The 17,560-nt window shown below is 38.4% G+C and carries 11 protein-coding genes and 1 pseudogene; 3 read left to right on the plus strand and 9 right to left on the minus strand.

All coding sequences use genetic code 11. From position 1 onward, the window contains the following. Positions 1-409: 409 nt before the first annotated feature. A complete protein-coding gene (gene pstS, locus SLP02_RS23625; protein ID WP_413467283.1) occupies positions 410-1,486 on the minus strand; it encodes a phosphate ABC transporter substrate-binding protein PstS in 1,077 nt (358 codons plus the stop codon). 599 nt (positions 1,487-2,085) lie between these two features. Between pstS and SLP02_RS23630 the strand changes: the two genes are divergently transcribed. Continuing rightward, a complete protein-coding gene (locus SLP02_RS23630) occupies positions 2,086-3,390 on the plus strand; it encodes a Glu/Leu/Phe/Val family dehydrogenase (protein WP_319423175.1) in 1,305 nt (434 codons plus the stop codon). A gap of 406 nt (positions 3,391-3,796) precedes the next feature. Here SLP02_RS23630 and SLP02_RS23635 read toward each other — a convergent pair whose 3' ends face one another. Both SLP02_RS23635 and SLP02_RS23640 read right to left on the minus strand, forming a co-directional pair. Beyond that, entirely contained in the window at positions 3,797-5,770 is a 1,974-nt protein-coding gene (locus SLP02_RS23635; protein WP_319423176.1) for a DUF6745 domain-containing protein, read from the minus strand. 17 nt (positions 5,771-5,787) lie between these two features. Then, on the minus strand, positions 5,788-6,336 hold the full coding sequence (locus tag SLP02_RS23640) for a Uma2 family endonuclease (protein ID WP_319423177.1): 549 nt from the start codon (positions 6,334-6,336) through the stop codon (positions 5,788-5,790). 189 nt (positions 6,337-6,525) lie between these two features. On the opposite strand from SLP02_RS23640, the gene SLP02_RS23645 reads away from it, so the two are divergent. Both SLP02_RS23645 and gorA read left to right on the plus strand, forming a co-directional pair. Then, entirely contained in the window at positions 6,526-7,101 is a 576-nt protein-coding gene (locus SLP02_RS23645) for a DsbA family protein (RefSeq protein WP_319423178.1), read from the plus strand. Positions 7,102-7,159: 58 nt separating this feature from the next. Then, entirely contained in the window at positions 7,160-8,500 is a 1,341-nt protein-coding gene (gene gorA / locus SLP02_RS23650; protein ID WP_319423179.1) for a glutathione-disulfide reductase, read from the plus strand. Between the two features lie 339 nt (positions 8,501-8,839). On the opposite strand, the pseudogene SLP02_RS23655 reads toward gorA, so the two are convergent. From SLP02_RS23655 to SLP02_RS23680, 6 genes and pseudogenes are all read right to left on the minus strand, one after another. Next, positions 8,840-9,791: pseudogene (locus SLP02_RS23655) on the minus strand (IS630 family transposase). Positions 9,792-10,018: 227 nt separating this feature from the next. Beyond that, positions 10,019-11,620 (minus strand): NAD(P)H-quinone oxidoreductase subunit 4, encoded by a 1,602-nt coding sequence (locus SLP02_RS23660; RefSeq protein ID WP_319423180.1) that lies wholly within the window; start codon positions 11,618-11,620, stop codon positions 10,019-10,021. Positions 11,621-11,845: 225 nt separating this feature from the next. Beyond that, positions 11,846-12,688: a YaaW family protein gene (locus SLP02_RS23665; protein ID WP_413467423.1), complete on the minus strand. Its 843-nt coding sequence runs from the start codon at positions 12,686-12,688 to the stop codon at positions 11,846-11,848. Positions 12,689-12,952: 264 nt separating this feature from the next. After that, the gene (locus SLP02_RS23670) at positions 12,953-13,351 is read right to left on the minus strand and encodes a HaeII family restriction endonuclease (RefSeq protein WP_319423182.1); all 399 of its coding nucleotides are present in this window, start codon (positions 13,349-13,351) and stop codon (positions 12,953-12,955) included. A 16-nt stretch (positions 13,352-13,367) separates the two neighbouring features. Then, positions 13,368-14,435 (minus strand): DNA cytosine methyltransferase, encoded by a 1,068-nt coding sequence (locus tag SLP02_RS23675; protein ID WP_319423183.1) that lies wholly within the window; start codon positions 14,433-14,435, stop codon positions 13,368-13,370. A gap of 101 nt (positions 14,436-14,536) precedes the next feature. Further along, complete coding sequence (locus SLP02_RS23680) at positions 14,537-17,548, minus strand: efflux RND transporter permease subunit (protein ID WP_413467284.1); 3,012 nt, start codon at positions 17,546-17,548, stop codon at positions 14,537-14,539. Between the last annotated feature and the right edge of the window lie 12 nt (positions 17,549-17,560).

Raw genomic sequence — 17,560 nt, forward strand, 5'->3', positions numbered from 1 at the left:
TCAACCTCGACAGTTTGCTCAACGGGGGAAACCCCCGCAACGCAACTGTCTCGCAACGGGCGAGTGGAATATGCTCTCTAGCCGAGAGCATTTCCTCGCCCCAAAACGCGCCGTACAAAGAGCGACTCGTTCAAGACAGGTATGAAATCCGAAGTAATACTGCTCGTAGTTATTGGTTATTGGTAGTTAATTTAAGCTAAAAACTAACGACTAAAAACTTTAAGGGTAATAGTTGTACAAATCATACCCGTATTCAGCAACGCCAAAACTCACATTACGCCGATAAGTAAAATTAGAAGCCACGTAGCATAATTCCCCATCATTGTTGACAGGGAATAATTAGTAAGCGGTTGCTAGTTATCAATTAGTGATGCTGAACTTTTAAAAAGATAGGTCACTAAAAGTTGTTTTACTTGGCTTGAATTGTATCTAGCTTTGCCTGAACTTTCTGGACTACGTTATCAGGTAAAGGAACATAGCCTAATTCTTTGGCATAAGCCTGTCCATCAGTTAATGACCAGTTAACTACATCCTTCAAACCTTGTAATTTATTGGGATCATCATAATTTTGATATGCCAAAATCCAGGTATAGGTAACAATAGGATAAGAACTTTCTCCTTCTGGGTCGGTAACAAACGCCCGTAGATTTTCTGGTAAAGTTGTAGCACTTAAAGCTCCAGCAGCAGATTCATCAGAGGCTGCAACATACTTTCCAGATTTGTTTTCTAAAGTGGCAAAAGGAATCTCCTGTTGCTTGGCATAACCATACTCAACGTAGCCAAGCGCGCCTTCGGTTTGCAGAATTTGAGCCGTCACCCCTTCATTTCCTTTTGCACCTATACCTGTTGGCCATTCTACGGTTTTACCGTCGCCAACTTTTTGTTTCCATTCAGGACTAATTGCGCTTAGATGTTTGGTAAATACTCCAGTAGTACCACTACCGTCTGAACGATGAACCACGGTAATTTTGCTGTCGGGAAGCTTGGCATCAGGATTAAGAGAGGCGATCGCAGTATCGTTCCATTGAGTAATCTTACCCAGTAAAATATCTACATATACTTGACGAGAAAATTTTAATTGAGCAACATCAGGTAAGTTATACGCTAGTACAATACTACCAGCAGTCATAGGCAACAACGCCACTCCCTGCTTCACCGCGGCAATTTCCTCGTCTGTCATTGCTACATCACTCGCACCGAAATCCACTGTTCCTTGGGTAAACTGCTCAACCCCAGCACCACTGCCAACGGACTGATAAGATACCTGAACATTAGGATTCTGCTTATTGTATTCAGAAAACCAGCGTTGATATAAAGGTGCAGGGAAAGATGCACCAGCACCAGTCAAACTGACACTTTGTGCATTAGCAACGGGGGTAGAAAGATTAACTTTATTAGCAGAAATATCTATATTTTGCGCGACAAGTCCTAAAGACACCGCTGATATAAGAGTTAAGCAAAAATTTTGTTTAGTTTTAAAAACCATCTGATTTTAGTAAATTAGTTTGTCAACAGTTAACAATATTTGATTGAGGTAAAGAGAAAATTAAGGATTAAAAATATGTTATTTTAACCAGCATTTGGATATTCATAGCTTAGATACTTTCATTCTGAATCTGCATCAAATAATAAATAGATTTAAAAATAATCGAATTTACGAGCAATTGCTAATCATACTAGTTTGTATATTATGGGCGATTAATTTATAGTTAAAACCATGTAAATTAGGCTTAATAAAGCTATTTTAAATGTTCTAAATAAAAAATTTAGCTAATAAATACCAACATATAACTTACGCAAGAATTATTTCGAGATCGGGATTTTCTAGCTGCTGAATCAAATAATCTTGAAAAAGAACATTTTTCAGTTGGTAAACACTAAAATTATTCGCGATCGCTAAATACTCTAAACGCACCCAAACAAATAAAGAAGTGACAGCGTACCTATAACTCAAGCTAAAAGCTATTGAAAAACGAAAAACAAAGAGTTGTGAACAAAGATTAAAAAATAAGTATCATCTCAGAAACTAGACACCTTCAAAACATAAGTTATAAGAATAGTTATCAATAAATTTGAAGAACAGCAATGCCAGACAAAAGCAATCGAGCTTCTTTATTAGCTGATGCTAGTAAAAGATTAGAAGAGGCTTTAAAGCACGTGACGATTTCTGAAGATGCGATCGCTCGCTTGCAGCACCCCAAGACAAGCTTGAGCGTATCTATTCCCGTGCGGATGGACGATGGCAAATTAAAGGTATTCTCTGGCTATCGAGTGCGCTACGACGACACCAGAGGCGCAGGTAAAGGAGGCGTTCGCTATCATCCTCATGTCACTCTAGACGAGGTGCAGTCACTAGCTTTCTGGATGACCTTTAAGTGTGCCTTATTGGATTTACCCTTTGGTGGTGCAAAAGGAGGCATTATCGTTAATCCCAAAGAATTATCCAAGGCAGAGTTAGAAAGATTAAGTCGCGGTTATATAGATGCGATCGCCGATGCTGTCGGTATAGATATTGATATTCTTGCTCCTGATGTATATACCAACGCCACCATCATGGGTTGGATGATGGATCAATACAGCACGATTCGACGGCAGCTATGTCGGGGAGTAGTTACAGGCAAACCATTAGCTCTGGGAGGAAGCCAAGGCAGAGATACCGCTACAGCAATGGGCGCATTTACCGTAATTCAAACTATGCTGCCCAAATTTAAGCTTATTCCCTCAGAAACTACCGTTGCGGTTCAGGGTTTTGGTAATGCAGGTGCAACTATAGCAGATTTGCTCGCTGAGGCGGGGTACAAAGTAGTGGCTGTTAGTGATTCCCAAGGCGGCATTTATGCACCTCAAGGTTTGGATATTACTAGCGTTAAAAAACACAAAAATCAGAGTCGCGAAATGAAGGCAGTATATTGTCATGATAGTGTATGCAGCATTGTCGAACATCAGGTTATATCGAATCAAGAGTTATTGGCTTTAGATGTAGATGTCTTAATTCCTGCTGCTTTAGAAAATCAAATTACCGCTAGTAATGCAGCAGATATTAAAGCTAAATATATCTTTGAGGTGGCTAATGGCCCAATTAACTCTGATGCTGATAAAATTCTTGCAGCCAAAGGCATTTACGTTTTTCCTGATATTTTAGTTAATGCGGGGGGAGTTACCGTAAGTTATTTCGAGTGGGTACAAAATCGTAGTGGTTGGTACTGGACATTAGCAGAAGTAAATCAACGCCTTCAAGACAAAATGCTCATAGAAGCCGAGAAAACCTGGAGTATTAGCCAAGATTTAACCATTGATATTCGTACCGCAGCTTATGTTCATGCACTAAACCGCTTGGGAACAGCTTTAGATGCTAAAGGAACCAAAAGTTATTTTACTTCTGGTGTGTAATTAAAGGTGTTGGTGATTTAGCAAATAAGGCACAAAGTACGTTTATTCATAGCTATTAAACGCTAGTTCAATGAAATAATTTTCCGAATCAATTTTAAAGCGGAGTAGAGATAAAGAGCGATCGCATCCTATACAGATTCAGACGAGAGAATTATGAGATATCGTAATTTATCGCTTATCTCAAAAATTCCACGAAACATTAACAACTGGGAATTGACAATAATCGAGCTAAATCAACTATCCTGAACGTTTATTGGCTACGAGGGAAAACCGTCCTTTCTTCCAGTAAACACAACTGCTACCAGCAAAGCCATTAAGTAGGAATGAAAGGCGATCTCGCTTATGAACTTGTCAAACCACAATACAATGCGATCTTAACTATTATCGTTCGATCCAATCTCTACTATTAAAAGGGTATAATCTCCCAAGGACGAGAGATTAAAGCAGTTTTTACTGTATTAATATTAGAGTCTATGACCGTAAAACTAGATGTTACATCGTCATTATTAATATCTACTAAAAGATTAAATGATGAACTAAAAGGACTATTTTTAGGTTGTATATTTAATAGTTCGTGTCTTTCTTGTTTGTCTATAATTTGAATATCACATTCTCGAACAATACGCTTCCAACCTATTTCTTTTATTAACAATTGTTTTAAGTGATCGGTTGATTCCCTTGAAATCCATTCAATACTCCATTGGCTAGGATCTATTTTTCCATATCTCTGAGGAATTATTTCGCCATGATGAGCGTAAAAATGATAGCCATCAAGAAATTCTATTGCGGGAGAACCAATATTATGAATGCGTTTTCGCTCGTCTAAAAAGATTTTGTTTGGGCGATCGCAAACAATGCACAAGTTTTCAAAACAAAAAAGCCAGCCACAATTATCGACTAAATCCTCAAGTAAAGAAATTCTTTCTATGAATTGAGGTTCAAGATTAGTATTAAGCTCTTGAAGATAAAACTTAAACAAAGTCAATTCAAAAGATAAATCTTCAGGATTGAGAAATATTTCATGATTTAATATTTTAGTCTCATTTTTTTCATTCAATAACTTTTTTATACTATTAAAAATACTATTCTTCTCTATTTTTGAATATTTATTTATTTCTCTTTTATAAATTTTCAGATTGAATTGTTTTTCAAGCTCACCAAATATTTTTTCTGGCTTTGTTCTTATATGATTAAGCACTCTACCTATAAGACAACTAACTATATAGTTGTTCATTAACTTGTGTATAAATCCTTTTTTATATAAGTTGATAATTATTTGGTAAGCTGCAAGAGGACTAGAGCAAATATGTGTATATGGTATTTTTTGGTCAGTAAAGTAATTATTTTTTAGAACTAAAGAATATGCAGCTTTTATTACTTGAAATGCTTTTCTTCTATTTATTCTAGCTGAAGAATAAGCAGCAATTTCATATTTATTTTTATATTCTGGTATTTTAGCAAATATTTTCTCTTTCTCTATTTCTATTTTTCTATCTAATTCTTGCTCTTTGATATTTGTTTCTTTAACTAAAATATCTTTAATGTAAGGTGCTGGAGAGATAGCTAACCATTTAAATTGCCAATCTTTAGGTTCTAATTGTCCGTATTTTTCAGAAAGCTTTTTACCATGATGGTAGTATAGATTATAGTTTTCAAAAATTACTGCTGGCTTGCCTATATTATGTAATCTTTGTTCTAAATCTAAATTAATTTCAGGTCTGATAACTAATTTAGCTGTATCTTTAAATTGCCATTGCCAAGAATTTTGAGCTAATATCAGCCATTCTTTTATATTAGGTATTGGTAAGTCTATAAAATCCAAATAATCGTAATAAGCAAATATACCAAATAAATAATTTGATAGATAGTAATCGTAAAAATGAAAAAACCCAGATTCACCATCTCCCACACATCTAAGATCTGAATCGTCAAGACTTGCCTCAAAATTATATTCTACTTCATCCATTACTCTCAATATTATCGATGACCAGAGTGAATTATGAACTGCTTCATTAACTGGCTTAGTAATCAAATTATATAAATTAATCTGTAGATTTTTATCCAAAAATTTATCAATAGTTTCTTTGATTGCATAAATTATCTTAAAATTATAATAGTTGGCATTTATAGGACTATCTTGTTCGGGATAGTAGGTAAAATTAAAATACATTGACTGTCTAAGTATTGTTTTAGGATCGAGCCATTCTATTTTTGCTGGTGGCTGTAATCCTAAATTAGAGTAAATGGAAATGATTGCTGAAATGATTGCTTCTTTATTTCCAGATTTGGTATCTAAACCAATTTTAATCCATTCTTTTTTAGTAATAGAAATAATTTCTTCTTGTTCTGGAGTAAGTTTGGTTATTTTGGATTTATTCATACAAGATAATCGCTGACTCAATACAACAGTAACTTATCGATCGCAATCTCAATATTGGGAAAGGCTTGAGGCGTTACTGTTCCCGATTGATATTCAACTACTTGCAAGTATTTATCTTGACGGGGTTGAGTGTGAATAATTAACTTCTTATTTTTTAGATCGATTACCCAATATTCAGAGATACTATTACGGGCATAAATAGTAACTTTCTGTTGCAGATCTTTATTAAGTGTTCGTTGAGACACCTCAATTAACCAATAAATATCTTCTACATAGGGATGACGAGTACGATAAATAGTTAAAGGCAATCTAACAATAGCAATATCTGGTTCGGGTTCGGAGTTGTCTAAAGTGATAGGATGGGATTCTTTAACATGAGCTAATTGAGATAGCTTGTTTCGCAAATAAATAACTATACTCTCATTAGTAAAACTATGCTCGACACCTTCGGGACTCATCTCAACTATATCTCCTTCCAACAACTCCACCCTTTGTCCTTCCAACACTCCAGAGTCCACTAGTTCGTGCCATCTATCTATCGACCATTTATAAGTTGTTGAAACCATATTATTAAGCTCATCACTAACTATAAGCTGATTTTAGCCAATCGCTTCCCAGACCATCGAGGGATAAAGTTAATCATTTTAATTAACCAAAAATTTCCTCATAAGTTCCTCAAATCATTTGCCTAATCTTGGTAATATCACAAATAATATAATTTATTCGAGAATAAACACCTATTACCAATTATAATCATGTCTATTCCCATTCCTCGAAGATCCAGTGGCTATAAGCTGGGTGATGCTAATGCACCTATCACTGTAGAAATGTTTTTCGATCTTGAGTGTCCTTTTTCTAAAAAAGGTTGGCAGACATTCTTGCAGGTAATTGCCGCTTATTCTGCTGAACAGGTACACTTCATATTTCAGCCAATGACATTGAGCAATCATCGCCAGAGTTGGGATGTAACCAAAGCAGCGATCGGCGTGGCAGAAAATAACACTCAGAAATTTATTGATTTTGTCAACTATGTTTTTGACCATCAAAAAGAATTTGCAGGGGATGCTTTTAAAGATAAAACCCAAACAGACTTGCATTATCTTTTAGCCGATTATGCCCTCGATGCTACAGAATGGTCAGACAAAGACAAGTTTATTGAACTATTAAACAGCAAAGAAATATATAACCAAGCAAGGACACCTGCACGATATGCAGCATTCAGAGGAGTTTGGTCTACCCCGACTTTTTTTATTAATGGTGCGCCAGCAACCGATCTATCATCTCAAACAAATTTACAGGAGTGGCAAAAGGCGATCGATTCACTCTTATGAAAGATGAAAAACATAATTGTAAGTACAATAATGTAAAGAAACATTAAGTAATTTAATCATGGCTAACTTCGATTTTCTAATTATTGGTGCAGGTACAGGGGGAATGGCAGCAGCTCAAAAAGCTGCGGAATATGGGGCAAAAGTAGCGGTAATAGAAAAAGAAAAAGTAGGTGGAACTTGTCTTAATCGTGGCTGCACTCCTAAAAAGTTGATGGTGTATGCTGCCGATTTTGCGCTTCAGGAATCATTGGCGGTTAGTTATGGCTGGCAGGAATGTCAGCGTCAGCTTGATTGGTCTTTATTGATGCAAAAGATCCATCAGCGACTTGATAGTATTAGCAATTCTTTTACCAAGACATTTGCAGAAAAAGGAATTGAGCTAATTTATGGAGAAGCAAAGTTTATTGATAGTCGCACTGTAAAAGTAAACGACCAAGAAATTAGTGCCGATAAAATTTTAATCGCTGTAGGTGGACATCCTATCAAGCCAGACATTCCAGGAAAAGATTTAGCTATTACTTCTAGAGAAATGTTTCAGCTAAAAGAAATACCCCAAAAGCTAGCAATTGTTGGCGGTGGCTATATTGGCGTAGAGTTTGCCAGCATGATGAATGCCTTTGGTGCAGAAGTTGTGTTTATGGACACTAGTGAACTTATCTTATCTGGATTTGACAAAGATCTAAGAACAACAGTACAGCAGGGATTAATTGAGCGTGGGATCGAATTTATTGGTGAAACTACTGCCGAGAAAATAGAACAGGCTGGAAATAGATTACAACTTCACTTATCTGACGAGCAAACCATTACCGCAGATCGGGTATTGCTGGCAACAGGACGCGCACCAAATACTAAAAGCCTCGATCTAGATAAGGCAGGAGTCAAAGTAGGAGATAAAGGAGAAATTAAGGTAGATGAATTTTGTCGTACTGAAAACCAGCATATTTATGCTGTAGGAGACTGTATAGATCGTGTTCCTCTGACTCCTGTTGCCAAAGCCGAAGCTTTAGCAGTGGTAGAAACTCTATACGGTAAACAACCAAAGTCCATTGACTATACTTACGTCACTTCGGCAGTGTTTTCTCGCCCCGAAGCTGCTACTGTTGGCATGAATGAGGCAGAGGCTAGAGATAAATATGGAGATCGGATCAACTGCCATTGCGATCGCACTACTCCCATGCTTTATAGTCTAGCGGATGAGGCAAACCAAGAAACGGTAACGATTAAATTAATTACGGTGGGTAAGGAAGAGAAAGTTGTTGGCGTACACATGGTAGGAGAACACGCAGCAGATATTATTCAGTGTATTGGTGTGGCTGTGCGTCAAGGAATCACTAAACAAGACTTGGACGATTCTTTTGGTATTCATCCTACTATTGGTGAAGAGTTTATGAGTATGTAGGGCTTACTGAAAAACTTAGATTTGATAAGATATCTGCTCAAAAGCTCTTAGCTATTAGCTGCACACAGCAAAACTGTGAAGCCCGCTTAGGGCGGACTGCGCGTACGCGCTGCGCTCTTAGCTTTTGAAAAATCGGCTTATCTATAGCAATCAAATCATTGATTAGGACATCTTTTAATTTCTTTGCGCCTCTGCTAGGTCAGCATTACGTGCGTCTAAAGCCTTCGTTTGCGCCTTCGGACGACGCGGTGAGACAGTTGCGGTGGACGGGTTCCCCGGCATAAGCAAACTGTTGAACCCTTTAGGGGGTCTGACCTCTTTGCGCGAGATTTTATAGCATTACGCATATACGTTAGGACATTTTTTGAAAGCTGTATCAACACATTCTCTAACAGTCTCAAATTCTTTAACTCTCTGCTTCATCCAAGTTTTGAGAACCGACCACCAACGCTCTATCTTGTTTAGATCGGCAGAATAAGAGGGCAAATACCAAATCTGGCACCCTGCTTCTTCTACTATTTCTTGAATACTTTGTCCTTTATGAAAAGTAGCATTATCAATAATAATGATATTTCCAGGTTGAAGTTGAGGAATCAAACTTTCTTTAAGCCATGTCTCAAATAAATCTCGATTACATGACCCTTCAAAAGTTAACGGAGCAAACACTTTTCCTTCTTTGAATGCAGCAATCCAACTTACTCTCTCATTTCTTTTACCAGATTTGAGTGCCTAACATCTTTCTCCTTTGGGGCTATAACCATAGGGATAATCGTCTCGGTTATCGAATCCTGCTTCATCCACATAAACTAGGTTATTTGCCTGTTGATGTTTTAGTTGCTCTTGAAATTCTTTTCTTTTCTCTTCATCTGTTTCTTGATACCCGTAAGTTTGTCTTGGTCAGCGTACATGCGGGCAAGCCCTTTGTCTTGCGCCTGTCGGCGACGCGGGGTCTGACCGCTTTTTTTCTGGTTATGCCTAACTTTTTAATTCCATCACTAATATTTTGCTGGGTAAGATTCTCTCCCCACAAATCTGCCATTTGCTGTTGTGTCTTATCTTTATGTTGTTTAACAAACTGTTTGAATCTCTCTAAATCCTGAATTTTTCGCTCTTCTCTGGTGGGACGCTCGGCGACCGCTTTAAAGTCTCCTGTTTCTTGTTCTCTTTTCAGCCATAGGTCTAAGGTGTTACGGCTTATTTTCATCAATCGACAAATAGTTCTCTTCTTTTCACCTCTAGAACAGGCATCTACGGCTTTTTTTCTTAAATCGTAGCTATAGGGAGCAGGCATTATTTTTCGGTTTTGGCGAGCGCTTTGATTTTAGCTAATTTTGTCCTAACCTAGCCACGTATTGCTATATTATAGTCTCAACCTTTACTTCGATTGCTATATCTCGTGGTTGTGCAATAAAATTCCCTCAATTAATTCAAAAATTTTGCACTTTTAGATTTTAATAAAAACTAAAATAAGGGTTTAGCATTGCCAAACCCTTATCTAAAGATTGATTTGTATTTAATCTATTTACTACTTAGTGCTTCAATTTCGGGTGCAGTTAACGACACCATCGAATAGAAGCTAGCTGGTGCTTTAGCCTTGGCTTCCTGAGTCAAGCTTGGTACAGAAGCACGCAATCTGGCAGTTAGTTGAGTGATGCTAGAATCATAAATCTGGGTAACTAACTTAGGATACAAACCAATACCAATAATGGGTATTAAAAGACAAGCAATAATAAATACTTCTCTAGGTTCAGCATCTACCAAGTTAGCGTGATTGACTAATTCTTTGTTTTCTGGACCATAAAGCATTTCTCGCAGCATAGAAAGCAAGTAGATGGGAGTTAAAATTACCCCTACCGCAGCTAAGAAAATAATACATACTTTAAAGGTAGAGTTATAAGCATCACTGGTAGCAAAACCAACAAACACCATCAGCTCAGCTACAAAACCGCTCATTCCTGGTAATGCCAAAGAGGCAAAAGAACAGGTCGTCCACATGGCAAAGATTTTTTTCATCTTTTGACCCACACCGCCCATTTCATCCAGCATCAAGGTATGGCTGCGGTCATAGGTAGCCCCAACCATAAAGAAAAGACTTGCCCCAATTAGACCATGAGAAATCATCTGTAGCATTGCCCCACTTGTTCCCAAGTCTGTAAAGGAGGCTATGCCAATTAATACAAAACCCATGTGAGAAATAGACGAGTAGGCAATTTTGCGCTTAAGGTTACGTTGGGCAAAAGAGGTTAAGGCTGCATAGACAATGTTGACTACCCCTAAAATGACCAAGACAGGGGCAAAGAAAGCGTGGGCATCGGGCAGCATTCCCGCATTCATCCGTAATAGAGCATATCCCCCCATTTTCAGAAGAATACCAGCCAGCAACATATGGGCAGGGGCAGTTGCTTCACCGTGGGCATCGGGAAGCCAAGTATGAAGAGGAAAGATTGGCAATTTTACACCATAGGCAATCAGGAAGCCAGCGTATAAAAATAATTGCAGATTAAAGGCATAATCTTTAGCTGCGATCGCACTCATGTTAAAAGTAACTGTATCGCCATAGAATGCCATAGTCAAAGCTCCAACCAAGATAAACAGCGATCCTCCTGCGGTATAGAGAATAAACTTGGTCGCTGCATAGAGGCGTTTTTTTCCACCCCAAATAGACAAAATGAGATAGACGGGAACTAATTCTAGTTCCCAGACTAAGAAAAACAGCAGCATATCCTGTACGGCAAAAACAGCAATTTGTCCGCCATACATTGCCAGCATTAGAAAATAAAACAGCTTGGGCTTATAGGTGACTGGCCAAGCTGCCATCATTGCCAGGGTAGTAATAAAACCCGTTAGCAAAATCAAGGGCATGGATAAACCATCTGCACCAACTGACCAATTAAGATCTAGCTGGGGTATCCAAGCATAGCTTTCGACTAGCTGTAGATTAGGATTACTAAAGTCATAGTCTTGATAAAAAGCGTAAACTATAATGGCAAAATCAATTAAGCCGATGATTAGAGCGTACCAACGAACAGTCTTACCTTCCTTGTCAGGAATTATCGGCAAAAATAGAGAGGCAGCGATGGGAAATAGGATGCACGTAGTTAACCAAGGAAAGTGTGTCATATATTGAAATTTTACTGATAATTTCCTTTCTCTCTTATATGTTCTAGGGTATTTAGGTAACTCTGGGCATTCTTAACAAATTGTTTATGCCCTGCTGATTTATGAGAAAGAATCAGGTTAATTGTCTAAGAGCTTAATAGAAGTAAATACCTCATAGATAAAAGCTAACAGCTTATTTTAGCTAAGTGAGTTTTATGAGAAAAAGCGATTAATTATCTAAAATACTTAACTTATTGCCAGATAGTCTCCACGAATTAGACGAATTTGTGCAAGAGTAAAAACAATGGGAATTACTCGACCATAGTTAGTGGCGATCGCTTTCCAGCCTAAATCGGCGACAAAATAGCCCCAAATCACAGGCCCTAATAAACCAAAAACGCCTCTGGTTGCTCCATAGCGCGCTGCATTTACCGCCATACCTTTTTTTGCTGCCTGAAGTGCTAGTTGATTGCCTAAACCTGCAACTGCGGTTGTTCCCCCTTTAATGATGGCTGACTTAGCTGCCTGATAAGTAGCAAGGTGAATCGCAAACTGTTGAGCAATATGTTTAAGTAACCAAGATTTTAAAATCGTGCTGACTGCGACGATGCTACCGCCTTGGGCAAGTATTTTGATTGGGCTATGCTGTAATTGAACTGGCAAAGGTTCAGGCGGATTTGCTGCTGCTAAGGAATTACCAATTTGTGCTTTGAGTGAGTTTTGTTCCTGAGTCGGTAGCTTGTCCCAGGCTTTACTAACTAAATGCAGGAAGATTTCCGCTTCAATATCTACCGCATTCATCCTTACAGAATAGGGAATCTTCAGATAGTGACAGACTTTGATCAATATTTCTCGATAGGATATTTCTTGAGTGCGCCCTCGCAATACGGTCATGCCATCTGCTGCCAGGTAACGAAACCTTTGATCCAACGAATCTATCCACACATTCCAATCTTGACTTTGAATCTGCAAAGGTTCGGGGGTTTGCCAATAATCGAGGGGGTTAAAGCGGCGATGAAATAATATTTGCGTGATCTGCTGTAGTTCTTCTTCTGTCGCTAATCCTAATCCTGCCTTTAGTTCGTCCAATGTCGTCTCCTCCACAACATCGTTATTTAGTAAAGCTGTTCTTTTGTACATCTATACATTGGATTATAACGAAAAGGTAATATTTCCTACTGTATCAATTATCAACTATTGAAAAATATTCTTCTGCTTGTTGTCTGTTTATTTAATTACGCCGTGTGCAACTATTTTTAAATTGTTGATTTTATTAGGTTTCAGAAATATAGATTCGCTCTAAATCGGCTGGAAGCACTATTATTTCGTAGAAAGTCGCACACAGCGTTTTAATTACTCAATATAAAAAGATTTCCAATTATCACATTGAATTTGGTCATATCCTCTCTCTTTGACAAACTCATTAAATTCCTTGTTACCAACTGAAGGGAATTCTAGCTGAATTTGTTCTCTAATATTTTCTAATAGATTGTTTCCTAGCAAAAGATGATATTTTCCTGTTAAGGCTCTATTGTACCAATCTGATAATTCTTCAATGGTAATAATACTTTGAATGCGCGATCGCCATCCTATCTGAGTCAGTAATGAATTGATGATTTTTGCTTCAGCATTTTTACATACAATTACAATTTTATTGGCTGTAATTGTTTCAGTGATTCCTTCTGCTATTTCTTCAGATAAATTCAAGTGCTTGACCTGCACCACAGCACCAAAGTTAGCAAAAATATCCAATCCGCGATCGGCAGCATTAGTAACTCCTACTCGATGATTTATATTGATTTTGAAGTCGAGAGAGGCTTTCGGTTAGAAAGCATCTCTCCCCTCGACAATAGCTCTTTGTTGGAAACCAACAAGACCGCTTTGTCTCGCAATCGACTTGTTGAATACATTCGGGTGCAGCAGGAGATTTTAATTCGATACTCGTAATCATTTTTTGAGCAACAGTTTTTATTACAGGGACAGTTACACTATTACCTGTTTGTTTGCGAATTTGAGTGTAAGGCACAACAATTTTAAAGTTATCAGGAAAACCTTGGAGTCGAAGTAATTCTTTTGGGGTTAGTCTTCTGATTCCATTCACTAAAAGATAATTATAAGATGCTCCTGCTCTCAAAGCACAAGAGTATTCAAGAGCGGAAATATTACCACTTTTATTTTCATGCCAAATAGAAGGAATTGGATAGTTTGGTTTAACCTTTAGTATTCTTTTTTTTCTTATTTCTGGAGAAACGAAATATTTTGAATCAACGTCACAATCATTTTCTAAAATTGTTGATAAATTAGGTTTAATATTAATTGGGTTAGGAAAAGAAAATTTTATGTTATCTCTAAAGCCAACAATAATAGTTCGTTCTCTTTTCTGAGGAATGCCAAAATCTAAAGAGTTTAAAATTGTATGATGAACATGATAATCTAAAGCTTCTAAACGTTCAATTATAGTTTTAAACGTTTGTCCTCGATCATGAGATCTTAAATTTTTTACATTTTCTAGTAAAAAAGCATAAGGACGTTTAGTTTTAAGAATTTCTTCGATATTAAAAAATAAAGTTCCCCTTGTATCTAAAAAACCTTGTCGATCGCCACAAATGCTAAATGCTTGACAAGGAAATCCTGCTAATAAAATATCGTGTTCTGGAATTGTTTCAAGTTTTATTTGGGTGATATCACCTTGAGGACGTTCGCCAAAATTAGCTTCATAAGTATCTTGAGCATATTTATCCCATTCAGATGAAAAAACGCATTTTCCGCCAACACTCTCAAAACCTAGCCTAATTCCGCCTATACCAGCAAATAGATCGATAAATCGAAACTTCATTAATTAATTTTTAAACTGTCTGTGTTTAAGTCTTACCTATTTAAAACATTCCCAATTATACCGAATTCGATTAGCTGCGTTATCATTTTTGATATTTTAGTTTATTTATTGCCTACAGTTAATTGAGTGCTAGATTGTTGTTCACGGCGAGATCCTAAAAACTTGCCCAGCCAACGTAGAAAGCTATCGACATAGGTAAATAGTACAGGTACAACTACTAAAGTCAAAAGGGTAGAAGTCGTAAAACCGCCAATAACGGCGATCGCCATTGGGCTGCGAACTTCACCATCTGCACCAAGTTCTAGGGCAATTGGCATCATTCCCGCTACCGTAGAAATAGAGGTCATCAAAATTGGACGTAAGCGCGATACCCCAGCAGCAACAACCGCTTTACGCAAAGGCTTCCCTTCTTTGAGTCCTGCTAAGGCAAAGTCTACCAGTAGAATCGCGTTTTTGGTGACTAACCCCATTAATAAGACAATGCCGATTAGGGCATATAGTCCTAGTTCTTTTTGGGCGCTCAACAGTCCTAGAAGCGCGCCACCAACGGATAAAGGTAATGCTACCAAAATTGCGAAAGGATAAAGGAAATTATTATACAGCAGTACCAAAATGGCATAGATACATAAAATAGCTAAACCTAATGCTTCGCCAAAACGACCAAAGATATCCCGCATAATTTCTGCGTCTCCCGATGGTTCTTCTTTTACTTCGGGAGGTAAAGACTTCATTGCGGGTAAAGCACGAATTTGAGCGATCGCATCGCCCAAAGCTAATCCCTGTAAGTTTCCTTCAACCGTTACCTGACGATTGCGATTAAATCTTTCGATAGTAGCTGGACTACTTCCTAAGCTAATTGTGGCTACTGATTTGAGTGGCACTAATGTCCCATCACGGCTGGGTATACGCAGATTATTGAGAGTTTCTATATCTTGGCGTTTGTCAGGGTTTATCTGCACTCTGATCGGTATCTGGCGATCGCTTAGATTAAACTTTGCTAGGTTAAAGTCACTATTGCCAATTGAGGCTAAAGAAGCAGTACTGGCGATCGCCTGGACGGAAACTCCCAAGTCTGCTGCCCTACGAGGATCGGGTTGGATAATAACTTCAGGTTCAACTAAGCTAATACTAGAGGTCACTTCTACTAGTCCTGGTATTTCACGGGCTTGCTTTTCCAACTCATCGGCAGTTTTGACTAAGATCTCTGGATTGTTGCTGCGTAGAATCAGGGAAACATCTTTATTACTGCCACCCGCCCCTTGACTCTGAAAACTAATTCTTGCCCCAGGAATTTTTGCAAAGGCTTTTCTCATTTGGTCTTGAAACTCTTGTTGAGAAAGCGATCGTTCGGTTTTTGGCAGCAGCTTAACTGAGATCGTGGCTTTATTAATCTGATCATCTTCCCCCACCTCTGACAAGACACTTCTGATTACCGATTGTTTATCTAATAATTGCTCTAGCTGTTTAACAACGGCTGCGGTGCTTTCTAGTCTTGAACCAGGAGGTAACTCTACCTGAATAGTACTAAGTCCAGTGTCTCCAGCGTCAAATAAGCCTTTGGGTATATAAGGAATTAGCTGCAAACTAGCAAAGAAAAATGCTCCTGCCAAAATTAAAGTAGTAATCCGATTTCTTAAAGCCAAATTAAGTACAAAACGGTAGGGCTGAAATTTTGCTCCCGCATTTGTGTCTAAATCTTGAGAAGAAGCAAATAAATTCGGTGCAGCTTGGGGAATTATTTCTCTATTCTCTCTGCCGTAGGGAGTAATGTCATAACTCACCGCATTAAAAGCCCGAAAGCGAGGATATTTAAACGCTTGCTTCCTGGGTTTAAGTAGATAAGCACTCAACATCGGCGTGACAGTACAGGCTACTAAGGTAGAAAACATGGTAGACACCGCCACCGTCACTCCAAAGGGTTGAAAATATTGACCAGGAATGCCACCTATAAACGCCACAGGAATAAACACCGCCACAATTGTTGCAGTGGTAGCGACTACAGCCAAACCGATCTCCCTAGCTGCATCTAAAGCTGCCTGAAATGGTTGCTTGTTCATTTGCAGGTGGCGATCTATATTCTCGATCATACAGATTGCATCATCCACCAGATTACCAACAGCCAAAGCCAAAGCTAATAAACTCATGCTGTTGAGGGTATAGCCGAGAGTTTTCATTACCCAGAAGGTAGGAATGATAGATAGAGGTAAAGCTGTAGCGGTAATTAGAGTAACTCGCCAGTCCCGCAGGAATATACCTACGGTCATAACCGTTAGCAAACAGCCTAAGATTAGGGCGTTAATTGTTCCTTGATAAGATGCCCGAATTTCATCAGCACGGGTAAAGATTAGCTGAAGCTTGATGTCTTTGGGAAGAGTATTTTTTAACTCCGCAACTTCTTTGGTCACTGCTTTTTCTACCGAAACTACAGTAGTACCTGAACTTCTTTTAACCGCAAAGCCGACTACTGGCTGTCCATTAAGAAATGCTTTTTGTCTCGATTCTTCAAAGTCATCGGCAACTTCCCCAAAGTTAGACAGAGGAACAGTATCTCCATTACTTAGTTCAATCGGATAAGCTCGCAGATCATTAACGGTTTTGGCACTACCTAAAGTACGCACACTTTGCTCTCTGTCCCCAACTTCCGATCGCCCTCCCGATAGATTAAGATTAAACTGGGCAATCTGCTCATCAATATCTGTGGCGGTAATACCATAAGCCTGTAATCGTTGAGGGTCAAGATTTATCCTAATTTCTCGATCTACTCCCCCCAAGCGGTCTACTTGTCCTACTCCCTCAACGTTGAGTATTTCGGGAATAATGGTCAGGTCTACTAGGTTACTAACCTCTTCCACCGAACGTTGAGCAGAAGAAACAGCATAAGTAACTACCGTACCCCCCGTAAACTGTAGCTTGTTTACCCTTGGTTCATCTATATCCTGGGGTAAATCAGGACGTACTTGAGAAACAGCATTACGGACTTCATTAACGGCGCGATCGCTATCTATCCCCAAATCAAATTTAATTACGGTATTAGAGCTACCATCGGTAATAGTTGAGCTTAGTTCATCAATCCCATCTAAATTAGCGACCGCATCCTCAATTTTTTTGGTCACCTGAGTCTCTAA

This window comes from Pleurocapsa sp. FMAR1 (assembly GCF_963665995.1).
Lineage (GTDB): Bacteria > Cyanobacteriota > Cyanobacteriia > Cyanobacteriales > Xenococcaceae > Waterburya.